Raw genomic sequence first — 22,114 nt, forward strand, 5'->3', positions numbered from 1 at the left:
GGTGGCGGCTACATCGGCCAGGCACCCGGAGACCTGAGTCCTCGCGGAATTGAACCCTGCCCGGAGCCGTCCCGCGTCGGGTTCGGCCGAATCCAGGCCTTCGCATCGAGGTGGCGAGCGCCGTACGGTGGCGAGATGCGTCTGATCCGACTGCTGACCCCCCTCCTGGTCGCGCTCCTCGTGGCGACCACCGTCCCCGCCCAGGCTGCGACCCCCGAGCAGCGCTACGGCAACGTCGCCCACCGAGCCACGAACGCCGAGCGCGACCAGCGCGACCGGGTGGACCTGCGCAAGAACAAGTGCCTGCAGCGCTTCGCCGTCCGGCAGGCGAAGCGGATGGCGGCCCAGCGCCGCATGTACCACCAGGACCTCGGGCCGATCCTGCGCCGGTGCCGCATGAGCATGGTCGGCGAGAACGTCGCCTACGGGTTCCCCAGCGGCCGCGCCGTCGTCCGCGGCTGGATGAACTCCGACGGACACCGTGCGAACATCCTCCAGCCGCGCTACCGGCTGATGGCGATCGGCGCCCGCAAGGGCGGCGGCCAGTGGTACGTCGCCCAGGTGTTCGGTCGCAAGTAGGAGTTGTCACCGCCGCGCCGTAACCTTGTCCATCGTGGCAGGCCGTGATTACGACGTAGAGGTCAAGCAGCTCCAGGCGACGATGGGCACCATCGGCCAGGTCCTCGACCTGGACGCGATGCAGCGGGACATCGCCGACCTCAGCGACCAGGTCGCCGCCCCCGACCTCTGGGACGACGTCGACCGCGCCACCCGGATCACCGGCGCGCTCTCCGCGCTCCAGGGCACCCTCGACCGCTTCAACGAGCTGCTCGGGCGGATCGAGGACGTCGGCATCATGGCCGAGCTCGGCCGGGAGGAGGGCGACGAGGAGTCGCTCGCCGAGGCCGAGCGCGAGCTGGAGAAGGTCAAGAAGGCCGTCGAGTCGCTCGAGGTCCGCACCCTGCTCAACGGCGAGTACGACGCCCGCGAGGCGCTCGTGTCGATCCGTGCCGGCGCCGGTGGCGTCGACGCCGCCGACTTCGCCGAGATGCTGATGCGGATGTACGTCCGCTGGGCCGAGCAGCACGACTACAAGGTCGAGGTCTTCGAGACGTCGTACGCCGAGGAGGCCGGCCTGAAGTCGGCCACCTTCGCCATCCACGCGCCGTACACCTACGGCACGCTCTCCGTCGAGGCCGGTACGCACCGCCTCGTCCGGATCAGCCCGTTCGACAACCAGGGCCGGCGCCAGACGTCGTTCGCGGCCGTCGAGGTCGTGCCGGTCCTGGAGCAGACCGACGAGATCGACGTCCCCGACGAGGAGATCCGCGTCGACGTCTACCGCTCCGGCGGCCCCGGCGGCCAGTCGGTCAACACCACCGACTCCGCCGTCCGGCTGACCCACATCCCCACCGGCACCGTCGTCTCCTGCCAGAACGAGAAGAGCCAGCTGCAGAACAAGGCCAGCGCGATGATCGTGCTGAAGGCCAAGCTCCTCGCGCTGAAGAAGGCCGAGGAGAAGGCCCACCTCGACTCCATGCGCGGCGACGTCCAGGCCAGCTGGGGCGACCAGATGCGCAACTACGTCCTGAACCCGTACCAGATCGTCAAGGACCTGCGCACCGGCTACGAGGAGGGCAACCCCTCCTCCGTCTTCGACGGCGACCTCGACGGCTTCCTCGAAGCCGGCATCCGCTGGCGCCGCGGCGCCGAGAAGGCCGCCGAGAACTGACCTCCTCGCCCGACGCCGGTCGAGGTGCGAGACGCTGGTTGAGGTGCAAAGGACGAAGTCCTGAGCCTCGAAACCCGGCCAGCCGAGAAGCAGCGCCGGGTACGACGGGCGTCGAACGTGAGGCTGGTTGAGGTGTGAAGGACGAAGTCCTGAGCCTCGAAACCCCGTGAGCCGAGAATCGGCGTCGGTACGGCGCTGGGTTGCTGTCGCGGTTCGGCACGCGGCTGCTTCGAAGATCACAGAGATAACGGGGTCACCGCGTGCGGCACTCGTCGTACCTGGTCGCGGTCGCCTGCAGGTTGGCGGCTGCTTCGGGTCGACCGCTGTGGTCACCGCAGCGAAGGAGAAGCGAGTACGACGGACGCCAAGTGACGCTGGTTGAGGTGCGAAGGACGAAGTCCTGAGCCTCGAAACCCAGTGAGCCGAGAAGCTGCGCCGGGTACGACGGGCGTCGAACGTGACGCTGGTTGAGGTGTGAGGCGCTCCAGCGCCGAGCCTCGAAACCCAGCGAGCCGAGAAGCAGCGGCGAGCGAGCACTCCCAGCCGCTGTGGATGACGAACGCGGACTGTCGGTGCCCGCGCCTACCATCTTTGTATGGCCACTCGGGAACTCCACGACTGCGACAACGCATCCGCGTTGCTCGCCTACGTGGGCGCCGCGCGGCAGGCGGAGGCCCGGGGTGCCGCCCAGCAGCTGGCCGCCGCGGTGGCCTGGGCGGGGATGCACTCGACGGATTCGTACGACGATGCGGCAGTCCTGGTCCCGGGCGCTGAGGAGTCGCTGACGATCGCCGGCGAGGGTGCCCCGCTGGTGGCGGAGTTCTCCGTGCTGGAGTTCGCCGCCGCGCTCGGCCTGTCCTCCGACGCGGGTCGGATGTTCTTGGGTGAGGCGGTCGAGCTGGCGCACCGCCTCCCGCGCATCTACGCCCGCGTGCAGTCCCTCGACTTGCCGGTGTGGAAGGCCCGCCGGATCGCGAAGACCACCCTCGACCTGCCCATGGCAGGCGCCGCCTACGTCGACGCTCACCTGGCGTCCGTGGCGCACAAGGTCTCGATCGCGCAGCTCGACCGCACGGTCGAGGAGGCCCGGGTCCGGTTCGACCCCGACGAAGCCCTCGCCCGTCAGGTCGCCGCGCAGGAGGGACGGCACTTCGACATCGAGACCCGCCAGGTCTCCTTCGACGGCTGCGTCGACGTCCACGGCACCCTCGACCTCGCCGACGCCCTCGACCTCGAAGACGCCGTCGCCAGACGCGCGCGCGACCTCGGCGCGCTCGGTCTGGACGCCCCGTTGGACGTACGGCGCTCCATCGCCGTCGGCGACCTGGCTCGGCGCCAGCTCTCGCTCGACCTGGCGGCGGCGGAGCCGGAGGATCGGCCCAAGGCCCGCCAAGTGCTGTTGCACGTGCATCTCTCCGAAGCGGCCCTCGCTGGTGCTAGCACCGATCTGGACCTCGCCCGGGTGGAGGAGACCCGCTCCTTCGTGTCGGCCGAGCAGGTGCGCTCCTGGTGTGCGAACCCGGACACGCAGGTGGTGGTGAGGCCGGTCATCGACCTGGCCGATCACGTGCACGTGGATGCCTACGAGGTCCCGGACCGGTTGCGTGAGCGTCAGGTCCTGCTGCAACACACGTGCGTGTTCCCGTGGTGCCAGAGACGAGCTCGGCGGGCGGACTGCGACCACATCGATCCCGCCGCGCGTGGCGGTCCGACGTGTGACTGCAACATCGCACCCTTGTGCCGGCGACATCATCGGGCGAAGACCCATACGCGATGGCGCTACGACAAGATCGACGACACCTCGTTCGTGTGGCGTACACCCAACGGTCTGCTCTTCCAGCGCGACCATCTCGGCACCAGCCCGCTCGACACCCTGCAGCCCTGACCGCGGCACCGCCCGGCAGGGCTACAGGCACGCCACTCCGTCGCTGGTTGAGGTGCGAGCGGAGCGAGCCTCGAAACCTGGCGAGTCGAACGACCGCGTCGACCAAAGGCTGCTTCTCACCTCGCCGGGTTTCGAGGCTCAGGACTTCGTCCTTCGCACCTCAACCAGCGTCACGAACCCGCGTCACGAACCCGCGTCGTGGGGTGCGGGACACGGGTACCGGCCCGGCATGGGCGTGATCAGGGTCGGCATCTCGGGCTGGTCGTACGCCCGCTGGCGGGGCGACTACTACCCGCGCGGGCTCAAGAAGCGCGAGGAGCTGGCGTATGCCGCGGGGCGGCTCGGCAGCATCGAGATCAACGGGTCCTTCTACTCGCTCCAGCGGCCGACGTCGTACGCACGCTGGGCGGCGGAGACGCCTGACGGCTTCGTCTTCGCGGTCAAGGGCGGGCGCTACGTGACCCATATGAAGCGGCTGCGCGACGTCGAGGCGCCGCTGGCGAACTTCTTCGCCAGCGGCGTCCTCGCGCTCGGAGCCAAGCTCGGCCCGATCCTGTGGCAGCTCCCCGAGCGGCTGGAGTACGACGCCGGGCTGCTCGCCGCGTTCTTCGAGCAGCTGCCGCGCACCACGCAGGAGGTGGCCGACCTGGCCCGCCGGCACGACGACAAGCTGGCCGACGACCGGACCGTCACGAGCACCGACCTGGACCTGCCGGTGCGGCACGCGCTGGAGTTCCGCAGCCCGACGTACTGCACCGACGAGGCCTTCGCCCTGCTCCGCGAGCACGACGTGGCGTGCGTGGTGGCCGACACGGCGGGCCGCTTCCCGATGGCCGAGGCGGTGACCAGCGACCTGATCTACGTGCGGCTGCACGGCGACACCGAGCTCTACGCCAGCGGGTACGACGACGCCGCCCTGCGCCGGTGGGCCGAGCGGTGCCGGTCGTGGGCGGAGGGCGGCGATGTCGACGAGGTGGTGGTCTACTTCGACAACGACGCGCGGGGCCACGCCCCGCACGACGCCGAACGGCTCCAGGAGCTCCTGGGCACAGATCACGCTCCCTTCGCGACGGCGACGGCGCGCTGATACCGGGCGGCGTACTGGCTCGGCGGGCGGGTCAGCCCGAAGTGGTCGCGCAGGGTGCTGCCGCCGTACTCGTAGCGGAACAGGCCGCGCCGGCGCAGCAGCGGGACCACCTCGTCGGCGAACAGCTCGAAGCCGCCGCTGAGCCACGGCGGCATGACGTTGAAGCCGTCCGCGGCGCCGTTCTCGTACCACTCCTGCATCTGGTCGGCGATCAGCTCCGGCGTCCCCACGACCACGCGGTGACCCCGCGCGCCGGCGAGCCGGTGCAGCAGCTGACGGATGGTCGGCTGCTCGCGGTCGACGATGTCGAGGACCAGCTGCGAGCGGCTGCTCACCGCCCGGTCCCCGCGCACGTCCACCAGGTGCCGGGGGAACGGCCCGTCGAGGTCGTACGACGAGAGGTCGGCGCCCGTCAGCCGGTACAGCTGCTCCAGGGAGTACGCCGGCTGCGTGAGCGCGTTCAGGTCCTCGTACCGCTCCTCGGCCTCGCGGACGGTGGAGCCGATCACCGGGCTGATCCCCGGCAGCACCTTCACCTGCTGCGGCGGACGGCCGAGCCGCCGCGCCCGGTCCTTGATGTCGCGGTAGAACTCCTGCGCGTTGCCGAGGGTCTGGTGGGCGGTGAAGATCGCCTCCGCCCACCGGGCCGCGAAGCCGCGGCCGTCGTCGGAGGAGCCCGCCTGCACGTAGACCGGCCGCCCCTGCGGGGAGCGCGCCGTGTTGAGCGGACCCGCGACCGAGAAGTGCTTGCCGACGTGGTCGATCGCGTGGATCCGGTCGGTGTCGGCGAACACCCCGCTCACGGCGTCGGCGACGTACGCCTCGTCCTCCCAGCTGTCCCAGAGCTTCGTGACCACGTCGACGAACTCGTCGGCGCGCGCGTAGCGCTCCGCGTGCACGGGGTGCTCGGCCAGCCCGAAGTTGTAGGCCGCGTCGGGCGCACCCGTGGTGACGATGTTCCACCCCGCCCGGCCGCCCGAGAGGTGGTCGAGGGAGGCGAAGAGCCGGGCCAGGTTGTACGGCTCGTAGTACGTCGTCGACGCCGTGCCGATCAGCCCGATGCGGCTCGTCACGGCCGCGATCGCCGACATCCAGGTGAGCGGCTCGAGTCGGAAGCGGGATGCGTAGCGGATGTTGTCGGCGAGCGCGGGGCCGTCGGCGAAGAAGATCGCGTCGAACCGCGCCTCCTCGGCCCGCTGGGCGAGTCGCTGGTAGTAGCCGATGTCGAGGACGCTCGCCGGGTCGGAGTCGGGATGTCGCCACGCCGCCTCGTGGTGGCCGCCGGGATAGATGAACAGGTTGAGGTGCATGGTCACGATGCGGCCCTCCGCTCGTAGTCGGCCCCGGTGAGCTGCTGGTCGTCCTCGACGCCCAGCTCGGCCAGCAGCCGCGTGCGCAGGGCGGCGAACTGCGGGTCGGCCTGGGTACGCCGCCCGCCGATCTCGACGCGCAGGTCGGACGCGACCACGCCGTCGTCGAGCACGATCACCCGGTCGGCGAGGACGATCGCCTCGTCGACGTCGTGGGTGACCAGCAGGACCGCGGGCCGGTGGGTCGCGCAGAGCCGCTTCAGCAGCACGTGCATCCGGATCCGGGTCAGCGCGTCGAGGGCGCCGAAGGGCTCGTCGGCGAGCAGCAGCTGCGGCTCGCGCACCAGCGAGCGGGCCAGGGCCGCCCGCTGCTGCTCGCCGCCGGACAGCTCGTGCGGCCAGGCCCGTTCGCGGCCGGCGAGGCCGACCTCCTCCAGGGCCTGCCGACCGCGGGCGCCGGCGTGCTTCTCGCGCAGCCCGAAGGTGACGTTGTCGAGGACCCGACGCCAGGGCAGCAGCCGGGAGTCCTGGAAGACCACCGACACCTGCTCGGGCACCTCGACGGTGCCCGAGCCGGCGACGTCGCGGTCGAGACCGGCCAGGCTCCGCAGCAGCGTGCTCTTGCCGCTGCCGCTGCGTCCGATGAGCGCGACGAACTCGCCCGCGGCGATGTCCAGGTCCAGCCCGTTGAGTACGCCGCCGGCCTCGCTGAAGCTGCGACGCAGTCCGCGGACCCGGACGGCGGTGGTGGGGGAGCTCAGCCTCCCAGCGTGCGACGCCATGACAGTGCCTTCCTCTCGACGAGTCGGATCGCCCCGTCGGCCAGCAGGCCGAGCGCGGCGTACAGCACCAGTCCGACGACGATGACGTCGGTCTGGCCGTAGCTGGAGGCCAGCGTGATCATGTAGCCGATCCCGCTGGTGGAGTTGACCTGCTCGACGACCACCAGGGCCAGGAGCGCGGAGGTCACCGCGAAGCGCAGGCCGAGCAGGAAGCCCGGCAGCGCCCCGGGCAGCACCACGCTGCGTACGAACTCGGTCCGGCCCACCCCGACGGTCTCGGCGAGCTCGGCGTAGCGGTGGTCGATCCCGCGCAGGCCGTTGTGGGTGTGGATGTAGACCGGCACGATCACGCCGAGCGCGATGGTGACGACCTTCATCTCCTCGTTGATCCCGAGCCACAGGATGAGCAGGGGGATCAGCGCGAGGCTGGGGATGGACCGCTTCACCTGCACGGGGCCGTCGATGACGGCCTCGCCGAGGCGCGACAGGCCGGCCACCAGGGCCAGCCCGAGCCCCACGACGATGCCGAGCGCCAGTCCCAGGCCGACCCGGGTGGCCGAGGTCAGCAGGTTCTCCTGCAGCCGGCCGCTCTCGACGAGGTCGCGGGCGGTCGCCAGGACCGTCCACGGCTCGGTCAGGGTGCGCGGGTCGAGCGCGCCGGTCGCGGACCCGATGCACCAGGCGAGGACCAGCAGGACCGGACCGAGCACGATGGCGAACGGCACCCGGCGACCCGGGCCCAGGCGCCGCCCGACGACGCGCTCGTCGACGACCGGCGAGACGTGGGCGGGTGCTTCCAGGGTCACGGTCATCACGCGCCCCCGTTCGCGGCGATCGACTCGGCGATGACCTTCTCGTAGCGCCGGTCGTAGAGGTCGGCCAGGTCGAGCGGCTCGCGGTCCTGCTCCTCGGCGAGCAGGTCGGCGATCTCCTGGTGTCGGGAGATCACGTCGGTCCAGTCGGTCGGCACCTCGAACGTGCCGAGCGCCTCGACGATCGCCCGCGCGTCCTCCTCGGCGAGACCCTCGTGCTCGACGTAGTAGCCCTGCGCGAACTCGTCGGGATGCGTCGCGATCCACTGCTGCGCCAGCGCCCAGACGCCGACGTACTCCTTGATCGCGGCGGCCTTGTCGGCGTCCTCGATCACCGCGGTCGGCGCGTAGAGCGTCCAGGCGTCGTCGCGGACCCCGGGGGAGATCGTGGTGCCGCCGTCCTGCTCGTACTTGGCGAGGTACGGCGGGACCAGCGCCTGCCCCAGCGGCGCGACGTCGACCTGGCCGCTGCCGAGGGCGTTGACGTAGACGTCGTCGACGCTCGCCATCTCGACCAGTTCGACGTCGTCCTGGGTCAGGCCCGCCTCCCGCAGCACCCGCAGGACGACCGAGCCCTGCGCCTGCCCGGGGGAGTAGGCGATCCTCTTGCCACGCAGGTCGGCCGGCTCCTCGACGCCGGCGCCGGGCGCGACGCCGAGCTCGTACGTCGGGTGCTCGAGCGGGTCGACCGTCTCGCGGGCGGCGACGATCTTGACGTCCGTGCCGGTCCACTGGGCGAACAGCGGCGGGATGTCGGCGACGGCGCCGAGGTCGAGCGCGTCCCCGCGGAACGCCTCGAGGGTCTTCGGCCCGCCGCTGATGTTGGCCCACTCGACCTCGACGTCCAGCTCCTCGTCGAGTCCGGAGAGCTCCAGCGCGGTCTGGGTCGCGGGGTCGCCGACGCGCAGGACGGTGTCCTGCGGGCTCTGCTCGGGGAGGGCGGCGCTCAGCTCCAGCCGGGGACCGTCGTCCTCACCGCCGCAGGCGACGAGCACGAACGGCACGGTCAGGCAGGCCACGGCCAGCGCCAGGGTCGGGAAGCGACGGCGGCGGGCGGTGGGGCGGCCCGAGATCGGCTGCGGGGGGTGCATGGCTCTCCTTCGCATAAATGACAAAGTCGAGCAAATTAATACACATTTATGGAGGCATGGCTACCGGCGTCCGCTCAGTGGGGCGGACCGGGGCGCGGCTCAGGCGGGGTCGGAGGCGCTCGCGAGCGCGACGGCCGCGCACCAGCGGTCCGCCCGGTCGACGAGCTCGTCCCGGGGGACCGCGGTGGGGGCGCTCAGCGAGCAGGAGAGCCAGGCGTCGCCGAAGAGACCGCGGTGCGAGACGGTCCGGAGGCCCTCGTCCGCGCAGACCACGGCGACCGAGGAGACGCCGTACGCCGACGCCTCGGGCAGGGGCCGGCAGCCCGGGGCCTGGGTCGCGGCGCGGGCGAGCCGCGCGGCCCGCTCGGCCGAGACCGGCGGGGCGAAGACCCAGCCGCGGGCCACGGCGCCGTCGGCGGCCGTCCACGAGCAGCCGAACTCGTGGGCGACGTCGGTCACCTCCGCGGCGATCGGCACCTCGTCGCCGTTGTCGTACGACGCGCTCCCGGCGGGCTCGCCGCCGAGCGCGCCGGCGACCTGTGCCGCGGTGATCGCGGGGCAGAACCCGGTCCGGTGGGCGGCCAGGACGGAGGTGTCGAGATCGGCCAGGGCGAGGTCGGCCGGGGCCGGCGGCGCCGGGTCGGGATCGTCCGGACCGGTCGCCACGACGCCGATCGCGACGCTGGCCACGGTCGCCAGCACGGCTGCGAGCAGCGAGCGGACGGCGGTGGGCACGCTCACAGCGTAGAGAAACAGTGTCCAGGGTCCGCGCCGTCCTCAGGAACCTCGCGTAACGTCTCGTGGGTGATTCGCTTCGAGAAGGTCACCAAGTCCTACCCCGGCACGGGCAGCCCCGCGCTCGACCAGGTGTCGGTGGACGTGGAGAAGGGCGAGTTCGTCTTCCTCGTCGGCACGTCCGGCTCGGGCAAGTCGACGGCCCTGCGCCTCGTGCTGCGCGAGACGCGGCCGACGTCGGGCCGGGTGTACGTCGCGGGCAAGGAGATCAACCGCCTCGCCAGCTGGAAGGTGCCGCGGCTGCGGCGCCAGATCGGCACCGTCTTCCAGGACTTCCGGCTGCTGCAGAACAAGACGGTGAGCGAGAACGTCGCCTTCGCCCTGCAGGTGATCGGGCGCTCGCGCTCCGACATCCGCAACCTGGTGCCCGAGACCCTGGAGATGGTGGGCCTCGACGGCAAGGGCGACCGGATGCCCGACGAGCTCTCCGGCGGCGAGCAGCAGCGCGTGGCGGTCGCCCGGGCGTTCGTGAACCGGCCGATGATCCTGATCGCCGACGAGCCCACCGGCAACCTCGACCCGACCACCTCGGTCGGCATCATGAAGCTCCTCGACCGGATCAACCGCACCGGCACCACCGTCGTGATGGCCACCCACGACCACGGCATCGTCGACCAGATGCGCAAGCGCGTCGTGGAGCTCGACCACGGCCGCGTGGTCCGCGACCAGGCCCAGGGCGTCTACGGCTTCCAGCACTGACCCGCCCGCCCGCGACCCGTCGTACCCCCGATCCAGGAGTCCTTCCACCCTCATGCAGCTGCGCTACGTCTTCACCGAGCTCGGACAGGGGTTGCGCCGCAACCTGTCCATGCACATCGCCGTCGTCCTGACCCTGTTCGTGTCGCTGTCGCTGGTCGGCGCGGGCGTGCTGCTGCGCGACCAGGCGCAGCTCGTCGAGGACCGGTTCGGCAACGAGTTCGAGATCGCGGTCACGCTCTGCCGGGACAACGACCGGAGCAACCCCGCGTGCGCGGCCGAGGCCGACCAGGCGCAGATCGCCGCCGTCCAGGCCGTCATCGACGACAGCCCGGAGGTCGAGAGCACCCGCTTCGAGACCAAGGAGCAGGCGTTCGAGGAGCTCAAGGAGATGTACGACGAGGACTACCTGGAGGGTCCGAACGCCGCCATCACCGCCGACGACATGCCCCAGCAGATCTGGATCACGTTGAAGGACCCCCAGAAGTACGAGGGCGTCACCAGCTCCGTGCAGGGCCTCGACGGGGTCGCGGGCGTCAACGACCAGCGCGAGCTGGTGGAACCGATGTTCGACATCATCGACACCCTCCGCGACGGCTCGCTCGGCATCGCGATCGTCCTCGTGGTGGCGGCCCTGCTGCTGGTCGCCAACACGATCCGGTTGGCCGCGTTCGCCCGCCGCAAGGAGATCGGGATCATGCGCCTGGTGGGCGCCTCGACCATCTACATCACCCTGCCGTTCCTGCTCGAGGCGGTGGTGATCGCCGCGATCAGCGTGCTGCTGGCGGGCGGGGCGCTCGCCGCGCTGATCCACTTCGGCGTCGAGGGCCGTCTCGCCGACACCCTGGAGTTCATCCCGTGGATCAGCTGGGGGGACACGACGACGGCCGCGATCGTCATCGCCATCCTCGGGCCGGTGCTCACCCTGCTGCCGACACTCCTGCTGACGCGCAAATACATCAAAGTCTGATCCGCGCGGGTTACCGTCGCTGCGCCCTCTTCCCCGAACTCGAAGGCAGACCCGGTGCGCTACTTCCCCAGCGCCTCGCGCCCCCGCCTGTCCGCGGCCGTCCTGGCCTGCGCACTGGCGATCGGCGCGACGGCCGTTCCGCTGGCCCAGGCCGCTGACGACGACCTGAAGGGCGAGCAGAACAAGGTCGAGAAGCAGATCGAGCACGCCCACGACGACCTCGAGCACTCCAGCAAGGAGGTCCGCCGGGCGGCCGCCCGGCTGGAGGCCGCCCAGGCCAAGCTCGACGCCGCCCAGGACGAGTACGCCGTCGCCCGCGCCAAGCTGACCGCCGCCCAGGCCCGCGACGCCGAGCTGCGCACCAAGCTCGCCGAGGCCGAGGCACGGTTGGCCGAGGCCCGTGCCGACCTCACGGCGGGGGAGCAGGCGGTCAAGGACCAGCGCGCCCGCTTCGTCGACCGGGTGACCGGGCTCTACACCGAGGGCGACCCGCGTCTGCTCGGGCTCGCGTCGATCCTCTCCGCCGACGACCCCAACGACCTGCTGCGGCGGGTCCAGGCCAACGACACGATGGTCGCCAAGGAGGACGCGGCGTACGACGAGCTGCGCAGCATCGAGGTGCTGCTCCGGGTGCGCGAGACCCAGGTCGAGGCCGCGCAGCAGGCGGTCGCCGAGCAGCAGGCCGCCGCGGCCGCGCACGTCGAGACCATGCAGACCCTCACCGCCGAGGCTGCGAGCGCCCGGGCCGAGGTCGCCGGGCTGTTCGACCAGGCCCGCGCCGCCCGCCGCGCCGCCGGTGCCGCCCAGCAGCACGACCGCCTGGTGCTGCGCCAGCTGAAGAAGCGCGAGGCGAAGATCAAGGAGCAGATCCTGGAGGCGGCCCGCCGCGCCGCGCGCCGCGGCGGCGGCTACACCGGCCAGAGCGACGGCTTCCTCAGCTCCCCGGTCGCCGGGGCGCGGGTCACCTCCCCGTTCGGCTACCGCGAGCACCCGATCTACCACTACTGGGGCCTGCACGACGGCACCGACTTCGGTGCCGGCTGCGGCACCCCGCTGCGCGCGGTCGCCGACGGCACCGTGATGCAGTCGTACTGGTCCTCGGTCTACGGCAACCGGCTCTACGTCAACGTCGGCCGCGCCAACGACAAGTTCCTCACCGCCGTCTACAACCACGCCACCCGCTACACCGTGGGTCCGGGCGACCGGGTCCGCCGCGGCCAGGTCGTCGGGTACGTCGGCTCCACCGGCTGGTCGACCGGCTGCCACCTGCACTTCACCGTGCTGGCCAACGGCAACGCCGTGAACCCGATGAACTGGATCTGAGTCGCTGGTTGAGGTGCTCCGGGACGCTGGTTGAGGTGCTCCGGAGCGACGGGTCGCTGGTTGAGGTGCTCCGGAGCGACGCAGGAGTGGAGGAGCCTCGAAACCCGGTGAGTCGAGAAGCGGCGCCGATCGGGGCCGTCTGTCGTCGTACCGGGTTTCGAGGCTCAGGACTTCGTCCTTCGCGCCTCAACCAGCGTCGGGGCCTGCTTCGGGACGCTGGTTGAGGTGCTCCGGAGCGACGAAGGAGTGGAGGAGCCTCGAAACCCGGTGAGCCGAGAAGCAGCGCCGATCGAGGCCGTCTGCCGGCGCACGGGGTTTCGAGGCTCAGGACTTCGTCCTTCGCACCTCAACCAGCGTCAGGGCCTGCGTCGGGACGCTGGTTGAGGTGCTCCGGAGCGACGTAGGAGTGGAGGAGCCTCGAAACCCGGTGAGCCGAGGAGCAGCGCTGATCGGGGCCGTCTGTCGTCGTACGGGGTTTCGAGGCTCGGGACTTCGTCCTTCGCACCTCAACCAGCGTCGGGGAGCGGTGACTATCTAGGGTGTCCCCTGTGAAGCAGCGTGTGGTGGCGGTGGTGGTGACCTTCAACCGCCGGGAGCTGCTGGAGCGGCTGCTCATCCGCCTGGGCGAGGTCGAGGGGCTGGTCGAGGTGCTGGTGGTCGACAACGCCTCGACCGACGGCACCGGCACCTGGCTCGCGTCGTACGACGACCCGCGGGTGCAGGCCCGCACGCTTCCGGAGAACCGCGGTGGCGCGGGCGGCTTCCACGCCGGCCTGGCCTGGGCGATGGAGCGCGGGGCCGACCTGGCCTGGCTGATGGACGACGACGGGCTGCCCGACCGCGACTGCCTGGCGCTGCTGCTGGCCGAGCGCGACCTGGACTTCTGGGGCCCGGTCGTCGTCGACCAGGACGACCCCGAGCGGCTGGTCTTCCCGATCCGGCTGCCCGGCTCGGCGAGCGTCGCGCACCGGGTGTCCGACGTCGACCGCGCGGCCCGGGGCGGCCGCCTCGACGACATCGTGATCCCGTTCAACGGCGTCCTGGTGACCCGTGAGCTGGTCGAGCGGATCGGCCTGCCCCGCGAGGAGTTCTTCATCTGGGGCGACGACCACGAGTACCGCCTGCGCGCCGAGGCCGCCCACGCCCGGATCGCTACGGTCCCCGCCGCGCGGGTCCGGCACCCCAGCGTGGGCGAGCTCGGCACCCCGATGGCGTTCGGGCGGACGACGTACAACCACAGCCCGAGCGACCTGAAGCACTACTGCATGGCCCGCAACAACCTGGTCAACCTGCGCACCTACCGCGGCTGGCCGCACGCGCTGGCCTTCGTGGCCAAGACGCTGTGGTTCTACACCCTGACCCGCCCCAGCGCGGCGCGGCTGCGGCTCAGCGCCCGCGGCATGTACGCCGGCCTCCGCGGCGACTTCACCGGACACCGGAGGTACCTGTGAGTGAGACCGTCGCGGTCGTCGTGGTCACCTACAACCGCGCCGACCTGCTCGAGGGCATGCTCGCGGGGCTGGCCGCCCTGGAGCGCCTGCCGGACGGCATCGTCGTGATCGACAACGCCAGCACCGACCACACCCCCGACGTGCTGGCCCGCGCCACCAACCCCGGCCTGGTCGTGCTGCGCACCGACGAGAATCTCGGCGGGGCTGGCGGCTTCCACCTCGGCGTCCAGATCGCCCACGAGAAGGGCTTCGACCGGTTCTGGCTGATGGACGACGACGTCGTCCCCGCGCCCGACTGCCTCACGGTGCTGATGGCCACCGACGAACCCTGCCTGGCCGCCGTCCGCGAGGACCGGAACGGCCACCTGGTCGAGAAGGCCGCGCTCCGCTTCGACCTGCGCAACCCGCTGGCGATCAAGCCGAAGACCGCCATGGTCGAGACGACGTACGGCGAGCGCTCGCGGATGCCGGAGCGCGTGGAGCTCGAGAACGTCGCGTTCGAGGGGTTCCTGGTCCGCCGCGAGGTGATCGACCGGGTCGGGCTGCCAGACCCGTCGTACTTCATCTTCTACGACGACGTGGACCTGGCGATCCGCGCGCGGCGGGCCGGCTACCGGATCTGGGGGGTGCGCGACGCGGTCCTGGTGCGCCAGCTGGACTTCGACCAGCAGCACGACCTCTCGGGCTGGAAGGGGTTCTACATGTACCGCAACCTGTTCGTCGTGCACTTCCGGTACGGCGAGAACCTCCCGGTCCGCCTCAAGCCGTGGCTGGTCGCGGCGGTGGTCGTGGCGCTCAGCCCGGTGCGCGGGGGGCGGGGTGAGGCACGCAACGTGATCCGTGCCATCCGCTCGGCGCGCGGAATGCGGAGGCTTCCCTCGTCGTCCGTAGACTGACGGATCGTGTCCACCGCTGATCTCTCCGACCTCCCCGACCTCGTCGTCGTCGGCTCCGGCTTCTTCGGCCTGACCGTCGCCGAGCGCTGCGCGACCGAGCTGGGGCTGCGGGTCCTGGTCCTGGAGCGTCGTTCCCACCTCGGCGGCAACGCCTACTCCGAGCGGAACGCCGAGACCGGCGTCGAGGTGCACAAGTACGGCGCGCACCTGTTCCACACCTCCAACGAGAAGGTGTGGGAGTACGTCAACCGGTTCACGAGCTTCACCGACTACAAGCACCGCGTGTTCGGGAAGTACCAAGGTCAGGTCTACTCCTTGCCCATGAACCTGGGGCTGATCAACCAGTTCTTCGGTCAGTCCCACACCCCCGACGAGGCCCGGGCGCTGATCGCCGAGCAGGCGGCCGAGTTCGAGACGTCGGAGGCGACCAACCTCGAGGAGAAGGCGATCAGCCTGATCGGGCGCCCGCTGTACGAGGCGTTCATCAAGGGCTACACCGCCAAGCAGTGGCAGACCGACCCCACCGAGCTGAGCGCGGACATCATCACCCGCCTCCCGGTGCGCTACACCTTCGACAACCGGTGGTTCAACGACACCCACGAGGGCCTGCCGGTCGACGGCTACACGGCCTGGCTCACGCGGATGGCCGAACACCCCAACATCGAGGTCCGCCTCGAGACCGACTTCTTCGACGTGGCCGACACGTACAAGGGCCAGGTCCCGATCGTCTACACCGGCCCCGTCGACGAGTACTTCGGCAACGCCGAGGGCCGGCTCTCCTGGCGCACCGTCGACCTGGAGGAGAGCGTCGTCGACGTCGACGACTTCCAGGGCACGGGCGTGGTCAACTACAACGACCGCGAGACGCCGTACACGCGGATCATCGAGTTCAAGCACTTCCACCCCGAGCGGACCACGACCCACCTGCCCGGCAAGAGCGTGATCGTGCACGAGTACAGCCGCTTCGCCGAGGAGGGCGACGAGCCGTACTACCCGGTCAACACGGCCGAGGACCGCGCCACGCTGCTGAAGTACCGCGAGCTGGCCAAGCGGGAGCCGATGGTGCTCTTCGGCGGCCGGCTGGGGACCTACCAGTACCTTGACATGCACATGGCGATCGGCTCGGCGCTCTCCATGTTCGAGAACAAGCTCAGGCCGCACTTCGCGGAGGGTGCCCCCCTGACGAGCGGAGGAGTCGACGAGTGAGCAGCCCTGACATCAGTACCGCCACGACCACGAGGCTGCTGCAGCGGCAGATCATGCCGCTCGACCGGGACTTCGACGTCCTGGCGCTCTACCTCGACCCCGAGGAAGCCCGGCTGGACGCCGACAAGTACGAGGTCGGCGGCAACCAGGCCGCCAAGGACCTCAACAACGCGGCGCTGCGCCAGTCGACCTCGACCGGTCGGACCATGCATCCCGACCAGATCGAGTCGCGCACGGCCTTCCGGGTCCGGTCGGGGGAGCGGGTCTCGTTCGGCAGCTACTTCAACGCCTTCCCCGCCAGCTACTGGCGGCGCTGGACCATCGTCGACGAGGTCTCCCTGACGGTGCGGCTCGTCGGGCGCGGAGCCACGGTCCTGGTCTACAAGTCGACGGCCAACGGCCGCTCGCAGCGCATCGACGCCGCGACCACCGAGTCCGCGGAGGGCGGCTCCTTCACCTTCGACCTGACGCTCAAGCCGTTCGTGGACGGCGGCTGGTACTGGTACGACGTGGTCGCGAGTGACGAGGACGTCGTCGTCGAGTCGGCCGAGTGGACCGCGCAGGTCCCCGCCGACCGCGCCGCCCACGGGACGGCCGACATCGCGATCACCACGATGAACCGGCCCGACTTCTGCGCCAAGCTGCTGGGCCAGCTGGGCGACGCCGAGGAGCTCCAGCCCTACCTCGACACCGTCTTCGTGATGGAGCAGGGCACCGACAAGGTCGTCGACTCCGAGCACTACGCGAAGGCCGCGGGCGCCCTGGGTGACACGCTGCGGATCGTCGAGCAGGGCAACCTCGGCGGGTCCGGCGGCTATGCCCGCGGCCAGCTGGAGTCGGTCCGCAAGGGCACCGCGACGTACGCGCTGATGATGGACGACGACGTCGTCTGCGAGACCGAGGGCATCATCCGCCAGGTCACCTTCGGCGACCTGGCTCGCCGCCCCACGATCGTGGGCGGCCACATGTTCAGCCTGTTCTCCCGTTCCAGCCTGCACAGCTTCGGCGAGATCATCCAGCCGTGGCGGTTCTGGTGGCAGACGCCGACCGACGGCTACAAGGACTGGGACCTCGCGGCGCGCAACATCCGCTCCGCCCGCTGGCTGCACAAGCGGGTCGACGTCGACTTCAACGGCTGGTTCTCCTGCCTGATCCCGCGGGTCGTGCTCGAGGAGGTCGGCCTGTCGCTGCCCCTGTTCCTGAAGTGGGACGACTCCGAGTTCGGCCTGCGGGCCAAGGCGGCGGGCTTCCCCACGGTCACCTTCCCGGGCGCGGCGGTCTGGCACGTCCCGTGGGTCGACAAGAACGACGCCCTCGACTGGCAGGCCTACTTCCACGTCCGCAACCGGTTCGTGGCGGCGCTGCTGCACTCGACGTACCCCCGCGGCGGGCGGCTGATCCGGGAGAACCTCAACCACTCGATCGCCCACCTGGTCTCGATGCAGTACTCCACGGTCGCGATCCGGCACCTGGCCCTGGAGGACGTGCTCGCCGGCCCCGACGGGCTGCACGCGATGCTGCCGACCCGGCTGGCCGAGATCAACGCGTTCCGCAAGGAGTACCTCGACGCGCAGCTGCACGAGGACCTCGACGACTTCCCGCCGGTACGCCGCGACAAGCTGCCGCGCAAGGGTCGTGACATCTCCGAGGTCCCGAGCCGGCTGTCCCGCCTGATCACGGCCGGCCTCGCCCCCGTGCGCCACCTCAAGCCGGCCCGGGCGCTGTCCCGGTCGCACCCCGAGGTGGAGGTGCGCGCGATGGACGCCAAGTGGTACCGCCTGGCGGCCTTCGACTCCGCGATCGTGTCCATGAACGACGGCACCTCGGCCGCGCTCTACCGGCGCGACCCGGAGCAGTACCGCGACCAGCTCAAGCACACGCTCGAGATCCACGAGCGGCTGCGGCGCGAGTGGCCGCGGCTGGCGCGCGAGTACCGCGAGAAGCTGGGCGAGGTGACCTCGCCGGAGGCCTGGGACCGGACGTTCGCGCCCTGGACCGGCGAGGAGCAGACGGAGGCACGATGACCACCGACACCGTCACCCAGCGCCACGACCTCGCGCACGTCCCGCTCGCCCCGCCGGGGACGACCAGCGGGCTGCTCGAGGCCTTCCGCCGGCGCTACCTGCTCCGGCTGATGGTGCGCCGGGAGATCCAGGCGCGCTACGCCCGGTCGTTCTTCGGCCTGGCCTGGTCCTACATCAACCCGGCCATCCGGTTCATGACGTTCTACTTCGTCTTCGGCATGGTGCTGGGCCGCGGTCTGGGCGTCGAGAACTTCGCCATCCACCTGTTCGCGGGGATGGTCCTGGTGCACTACTTCACCGAGACGGTGATGTCCGGCACCCGCTCGCTGCTGAAGAACAAGGCCGTCGTGCAGAAGATGGCGATGCCCCGCGAGCTCTTCCCGTTCGCCTCGATGCTGGTCTCGCTCTACCACACGCTCCCGCAGCTGATCATCCTCAGCGGGGCCTGCATGATCGCCGGCTGGGACCCGGACCTGGTGGGCTTCGCGGCCGCCCTGCTGGGCTTCGCGCTGATGCTCGTCATCGGCACGGCGCTGGGCCTGATGTTCTCGGTCTTCAACGTGCTGCTGCGCGACTTCGGCCGGATCGTGCAGACCTTCATCAACATGCTGCCGTTCACCGTGCCGATGATGTACCCGTACTCCCTGATCGACGAGCGGTTCGGCGGCGACCTCGGGCACACGATCTACATGCTGAGCCCGGTCACGGAGGCGGTGCTGCTGATGCAGCGGGGCTTCTGGTACACGACGACCGACGAGACGACGTACGCCGAGTCGTTCCCGCCGGACCTGTGGTCGCGCGGGTTCATCATGCTGGCCGTGGGTCTGGTGCTCCTGGCCGTCGCCCAGTGGGTCTTCACCCGGCTGGAGAGCAAGGTGCCGGAGATGATGACGTGAGCGTGACCTCGATCGTCGTCGACGACGTCTCCAAGCAGTTCTCGCTGCAGTACCAGCGCACGCTGAAGAAGAAGATCATGGCCCGCATGCAGGGCGCGGAGACCGGCGACACCTTCTCCGCGCTCTCGAACGTCTCCTTCGAGGTGCCGCAGGGTCAGTCGATCGGACTGATGGGGCTCAACGGCTCCGGCAAGAGCACCCTGCTGAAGCTGATCTGCGGCGTGATGCGGCCCGACCAGGGCCAGGTGCTGACCCGGGGGCGGATCTCCGGGCTGATCGCCACCGGCGCCGGCTTCCACCCGCAGCTCACCGGGCGCGAGAACATCTACATGAACGCCGCCATCCTGGGGATGAACCAGCAGGAGACCGACGCCAAGTTCGACGACATCGCGGGCTTCGCCGACGTCGGGCGGTTCCTCGACACCCCCGTCGGCAACTACTCCTCCGGCATGTTCGCGCGGCTCGGGTTCTCCGTCGCCGTCCACGTCGACTGCGACATCTTCGTCGCCGACGAGGTGCTCGCGGTGGGGGACCGGCCCTTCAAGCGCAAGTGCCTCAAGCGGATGCAGGAGATCCGCGAGAGCGGCATCACGATGTTCTACGTCTCCCACTCCGCCGGCTCGGTCCGCCGGATGTGCGACCGGGTGATCGTCCTGGAGAAGGGTCGCGTCGGGTACGACGGCGCGGTCGCCGAGGGCATCCGCTACCTGCACTACGACGGCTCCGACGACGAGCCGGACACCGAGGACCAGATGGACGAGGAGCTCGCCTCGGATATCTGAGGCAGAGCTCGACAACGCCGGCCCGGCGCGCAGACAAGCGCGCTGGGCCGGCGTTTTTCGCGTCTCCGGACCCCCTCCGGCTTGACAAATCTGAAACTCGTCGGCGTGTCGACTGGAAATTACACGATTGTAGTTACTCAGTTCTCCTTCCTTCGTGCCTGTTACTCATGTGAAAGTTGCGTCACGTGTGAACTTCCCCGCGCACTAGAAGGACCCCCGCATGCCTGCTTCCAAGACCCGGTTCGTCACCGCCTGCCAGCAGCTCCTGGCGCTCGGTGTCGTCCTCGCCGTACTCACCCCCGCCGCCAGCGTGGTCACGCTCGACGTGATCCACAACGACCCCGCGGTGAGCTCCTCCGGCCCCGCGACCGCCGGCCTGGCGGCGTACACCGCCGCGTCCGCGGAGCCCTCCCTGGTGCCGACCGCGCCGGTCGAGGCCACCGTGGAGGAGATCCCGCTGACCGCCCCGGAGACGTCGGTCGTCGGGCGCGCCAAGGCCGCCAAGGCGCCGGCGCTCCAGGCCCGCCAGCGGGCCGCCGGCGCCGGCCGCGCCGCGCTGGTCAGCACCCCCCAGGACGTCACGGGCTACGGCACCGTCGGCGTCACCTGGGGGCACGGCGAGCAGATCCCCGAGGAGGAGATCAGCCTCGAGGTCCGCACGCTCGAGGCGGGCGCCTGGTCGGACTGGAAGCCGCTGACCTACCACGACGAGCACGCCCCCGACCCCGGGAGCGCCGAGGCGCTGCGGGCACGTCCCGGCACCGACGAGCTGATCGTGGGCGACGTCGACCAGGTCCAGGTCCAGGTCACCTCCGAGACCGGCACGATGCCCGCCGACATGCGGCTCGCGGTCATCGACCCGGGCGTCGCCGCGGGCGAGGAGTTGGAGAAGCCGGCGATCGACACCGGCAAGGACGTCGCCCCGTCGTCCGCGCCCGAGCCGTCGGCCGCTCCCGACGGCGAAGCCGCCGACGGTGCCCAGGACGGCCTGCAGCTGCAGGCGGCGCGGTTCACGCCGAGGCCGACGATCTACTCGCGCGCCCAGTGGGGGGCCGACGAGCGTTTGCGTGACAAGAGCTCGCTGCGCTACTACGAGGTGCACGCCGGCTACGTCCACCACACCGTGAACGCCAACAACTACAGCAGGGCCGAGGTCCCGGGCATCCTGCGCAGCATCTACGCGTACCACACGAAGTCGCGGGGCTGGAGCGACGTCGGCTACAACTTCCTCGTCGACCGGTTCGGCCGGATCTGGGAGGGCCGTGCCGGTGGCGTCGACCGACCCGTCGTCGGCGCGCACACGCTCGGCTACAACGACTACTCGTTCGCGATGTCGGCCATCGGCAACTTCGACGTCGTCAAGCCGACGGCGGCGATGGTGCAGGCGTACGGCGCCCTGTTCGCCTGGAAGCTCTCGCTGCACGGTGTCTCGGCGGGCTCGACGAGGCAGCAGGTCGGCCCGAAGGTCTTCCAGGCCATCAACGGCCACCGCGACGCGGGCTCCACGGCCTGCCCGGGCAGGTACCTCTACGCCCAGATCCCGCAGATCCGGGCGCTGGCCGCCGCGGCCCAGCAGGGCTGGAGCGGTCGCGAGCTCGAGTCCAACCTCGCCCGCACGCCCCAGCCGGACCTCGTCGTACGGCGGGCCTCGGACAAGCAGCTGATGGTCTGGCCGATCAGCCTCAACCGCGGCAAGGTCAAGATGGGTACGCCGCGCGACTCCGGCCGCCGGGTCGGTCGTGCCGACACGCTGCTCAACGCCGGCGACTGGAACCGCGACGGCTTCGGAGACGTGATCATGCGCCGCAAGTCCGGCGTGCTGGTCCTGCTGCTCGGTGATGGCAAGGGCCGGTTCCCGAAGGCCGTGCGGATCGGCAGTGGGTTCAAGGGCGTGAAGCTCCTAGCAGCGGTCGGCGACATGACCGGCGACGGCTACCCGGACCTGATGGGCCAGAGCGGCAGCACGATGAAGCTCTGGCCCGGGCGAGGGGCGACCGCGCTCGGCGCCCCCTACGTCGCCAGCAAGGCGATCTCGGCCCGCAGCCAGGTCGGCATCGGCAAGTGGGACGCGGACGGCGCGCCCGACACGTTGACCCGCCGGGGCGGCAAGCTCATCTCCTACTCCGGCAACGGACCGGGTGGGCTGACCTCCGCGCGGGTGGTCCCCGGCATCAAGCTCGGGCCGTACGACTGGATCATCGGGATCTCCGACGTCGAGCTCACCGGGCACGCGGACGTGGTGGTCCGGGGCCGGAAGTCCGGCCGGATCTACCTGCTGCCCGGATCGACCACCGGGGTCGGTGCCCCGATCCGGCTCGGTGCGGGGGGCAAGGCCTTCGACCTGGCGGGCTGACCAGGTCGGCCCGACCGATCTTC

Annotated in this window: 19 protein-coding genes; 14 read left to right on the forward strand and 5 right to left on the reverse strand. The window is 70.6% G+C overall.

Annotated elements, in window-relative coordinates:
* Window positions 1–135 precede the first annotated feature (135 nt).
* The 4 genes from VMF51_RS22215 to VMF51_RS22230 all read left to right on the forward strand — a co-directional run bounded on the left by VMF51_RS22215 (window position 136) and on the right by VMF51_RS22230 (window position 4,704).
* Window positions 136–579: a CAP domain-containing protein gene (locus VMF51_RS22215; RefSeq protein ID WP_325476659.1), complete on the forward strand. Its 444-nt coding sequence runs from the start codon at window positions 136–138 to the stop codon at window positions 577–579.
* Window positions 580–613: 34 nt separating this feature from the next.
* Window positions 614–1,732: a peptide chain release factor 2 gene (gene prfB / locus VMF51_RS22220; protein WP_325476660.1), complete on the forward strand. Its 1,119-nt coding sequence runs from the start codon at window positions 614–616 to the stop codon at window positions 1,730–1,732.
* Between the two features lie 595 nt (window positions 1,733–2,327).
* On the forward strand, window positions 2,328–3,617 hold the full coding sequence (locus VMF51_RS22225; protein ID WP_325476661.1) for an HNH endonuclease: 1,290 nt from the start codon (window positions 2,328–2,330) through the stop codon (window positions 3,615–3,617).
* A 229-nt stretch (window positions 3,618–3,846) separates the two neighbouring features.
* Window positions 3,847–4,704 carry a DUF72 domain-containing protein gene (locus VMF51_RS22230; protein ID WP_325476662.1) on the forward strand — a complete coding sequence of 286 codons (858 nt, stop codon included), beginning with the start codon at window positions 3,847–3,849 and terminating at the stop codon, window positions 4,702–4,704.
* On the opposite strand, the gene VMF51_RS22235 is transcribed toward VMF51_RS22230, so the two are convergent.
* The 5 genes from VMF51_RS22235 to VMF51_RS22255 form a co-directional block, all read right to left on the reverse strand.
* Window positions 4,671–6,014, reverse strand: a complete 1,344-nt coding sequence (locus VMF51_RS22235; RefSeq protein WP_325476706.1) for an LLM class flavin-dependent oxidoreductase — start codon at window positions 6,012–6,014, stop codon at window positions 4,671–4,673. The two genes, VMF51_RS22230 and VMF51_RS22235, sit on opposite strands and share 34 nt — an antisense overlap.
* A gap of 2 nt (window positions 6,015–6,016) precedes the next feature.
* On the reverse strand, window positions 6,017–6,796 hold the full coding sequence (locus tag VMF51_RS22240) for an ABC transporter ATP-binding protein (RefSeq protein ID WP_325476663.1): 780 nt from the start codon (window positions 6,794–6,796) through the stop codon (window positions 6,017–6,019).
* Window positions 6,772–7,608, reverse strand: a complete 837-nt coding sequence (locus tag VMF51_RS22245; protein ID WP_325476664.1) for an ABC transporter permease — start codon at window positions 7,606–7,608, stop codon at window positions 6,772–6,774. Before VMF51_RS22245 ends, VMF51_RS22240 begins: the two co-directional genes overlap by 25 nt.
* Entirely contained in the window at window positions 7,608–8,699 is a 1,092-nt protein-coding gene (locus VMF51_RS22250; RefSeq protein WP_325476665.1) for an ABC transporter substrate-binding protein, read from the reverse strand. Before VMF51_RS22250 ends, VMF51_RS22245 begins: the two co-directional genes overlap by 1 nt.
* A gap of 99 nt (window positions 8,700–8,798) precedes the next feature.
* Window positions 8,799–9,434, reverse strand: coding sequence for a hypothetical protein (locus tag VMF51_RS22255; protein ID WP_325476666.1), 636 nt, complete (start codon window positions 9,432–9,434; stop codon window positions 8,799–8,801).
* Window positions 9,435–9,503: 69 nt separating this feature from the next.
* Between VMF51_RS22255 and ftsE the strand changes: the two genes are divergently transcribed.
* From ftsE to VMF51_RS22305, 10 genes are all read left to right on the forward strand, one after another.
* Window positions 9,504–10,193, forward strand: a complete 690-nt coding sequence (gene ftsE, locus VMF51_RS22260; protein WP_325476667.1) for a cell division ATP-binding protein FtsE — start codon at window positions 9,504–9,506, stop codon at window positions 10,191–10,193.
* A gap of 52 nt (window positions 10,194–10,245) precedes the next feature.
* Window positions 10,246–11,160, forward strand: coding sequence for a permease-like cell division protein FtsX (ftsX, locus tag VMF51_RS22265; protein ID WP_325476668.1), 915 nt, complete (start codon window positions 10,246–10,248; stop codon window positions 11,158–11,160).
* A 54-nt stretch (window positions 11,161–11,214) separates the two neighbouring features.
* Window positions 11,215–12,483 (forward strand): M23 family metallopeptidase, encoded by a 1,269-nt coding sequence (locus VMF51_RS22270; RefSeq protein WP_325476669.1) that lies wholly within the window; start codon window positions 11,215–11,217, stop codon window positions 12,481–12,483.
* Window positions 12,484–13,031: 548 nt separating this feature from the next.
* Window positions 13,032–13,934, forward strand: coding sequence for a glycosyltransferase (locus tag VMF51_RS22275; RefSeq protein ID WP_325476670.1), 903 nt, complete (start codon window positions 13,032–13,034; stop codon window positions 13,932–13,934).
* On the forward strand, window positions 13,931–14,830 hold the full coding sequence (locus tag VMF51_RS22280) for a glycosyltransferase family 2 protein (RefSeq protein WP_325476671.1): 900 nt from the start codon (window positions 13,931–13,933) through the stop codon (window positions 14,828–14,830). The genes VMF51_RS22275 and VMF51_RS22280 overlap by 4 nt, the downstream gene beginning before the upstream one ends.
* A gap of 6 nt (window positions 14,831–14,836) precedes the next feature.
* Window positions 14,837–16,036 (forward strand): UDP-galactopyranose mutase, encoded by a 1,200-nt coding sequence (gene glf / locus VMF51_RS22285; protein ID WP_325476672.1) that lies wholly within the window; start codon window positions 14,837–14,839, stop codon window positions 16,034–16,036.
* Window positions 16,033–18,060 carry a glycosyltransferase gene (locus tag VMF51_RS22290; protein ID WP_325476673.1) on the forward strand — a complete coding sequence of 676 codons (2,028 nt, stop codon included), beginning with the start codon at window positions 16,033–16,035 and terminating at the stop codon, window positions 18,058–18,060. The genes glf and VMF51_RS22290 overlap by 4 nt, the downstream gene beginning before the upstream one ends.
* Window positions 18,057–18,956, forward strand: coding sequence for an ABC transporter permease (locus tag VMF51_RS22295; protein WP_325476674.1), 900 nt, complete (start codon window positions 18,057–18,059; stop codon window positions 18,954–18,956). Before VMF51_RS22290 ends, VMF51_RS22295 begins: the two co-directional genes overlap by 4 nt.
* A complete protein-coding gene (locus tag VMF51_RS22300) occupies window positions 18,953–19,738 on the forward strand; it encodes an ABC transporter ATP-binding protein (RefSeq protein WP_325476675.1) in 786 nt (261 codons plus the stop codon). Before VMF51_RS22295 ends, VMF51_RS22300 begins: the two co-directional genes overlap by 4 nt.
* A 220-nt stretch (window positions 19,739–19,958) precedes the next feature.
* A complete protein-coding gene (locus VMF51_RS22305) occupies window positions 19,959–22,091 on the forward strand; it encodes an N-acetylmuramoyl-L-alanine amidase (protein ID WP_325476676.1) in 2,133 nt (710 codons plus the stop codon).
* The last annotated feature ends 23 nt before the right edge of the window (window positions 22,092–22,114 follow it).

Origin of the sequence: Nocardioides sp. (assembly GCF_035503875.1) — a bacterium.
Classification (GTDB): domain Bacteria; phylum Actinomycetota; class Actinomycetes; order Propionibacteriales; family Nocardioidaceae; genus Nocardioides.

Excerpts from the sequence above, each read along its gene's own strand:
- VMF51_RS22225 (WP_325476661.1), top strand. The coding sequence starts at position 2,328 with ATGGCCACTCGGGAACTCCACGACTGCGACAACGCATCCGCGTTGCTC.
- VMF51_RS22215 (WP_325476659.1), top strand. The coding sequence starts at position 136 with ATGCGTCTGATCCGACTGCTGACCCCCCTCCTGGTCGCGCTCCTCGTG.
- VMF51_RS22230 (WP_325476662.1), top strand. The coding sequence starts at position 3,847 with ATGGGCGTGATCAGGGTCGGCATCTCGGGCTGGTCGTACGCCCGCTGG.
- VMF51_RS22250 (WP_325476665.1), bottom strand. The coding sequence starts at position 8,699 with ATGCACCCCCCGCAGCCGATCTCGGGCCGCCCCACCGCCCGCCGCCGT.
- VMF51_RS22240 (WP_325476663.1), bottom strand. The coding sequence starts at position 6,796 with ATGGCGTCGCACGCTGGGAGGCTGAGCTCCCCCACCACCGCCGTCCGG.
- VMF51_RS22305 (WP_325476676.1), top strand. The coding sequence starts at position 19,959 with ATGCCTGCTTCCAAGACCCGGTTCGTCACCGCCTGCCAGCAGCTCCTG.
- ftsX (WP_325476668.1), top strand. The coding sequence starts at position 10,246 with ATGCAGCTGCGCTACGTCTTCACCGAGCTCGGACAGGGGTTGCGCCGC.
- VMF51_RS22295 (WP_325476674.1), top strand. The coding sequence starts at position 18,057 with ATGACCACCGACACCGTCACCCAGCGCCACGACCTCGCGCACGTCCCG.
- VMF51_RS22245 (WP_325476664.1), bottom strand. The coding sequence starts at position 7,608 with ATGACCGTGACCCTGGAAGCACCCGCCCACGTCTCGCCGGTCGTCGAC.
- VMF51_RS22235 (WP_325476706.1), bottom strand. The coding sequence starts at position 6,014 with ATGCACCTCAACCTGTTCATCTATCCCGGCGGCCACCACGAGGCGGCG.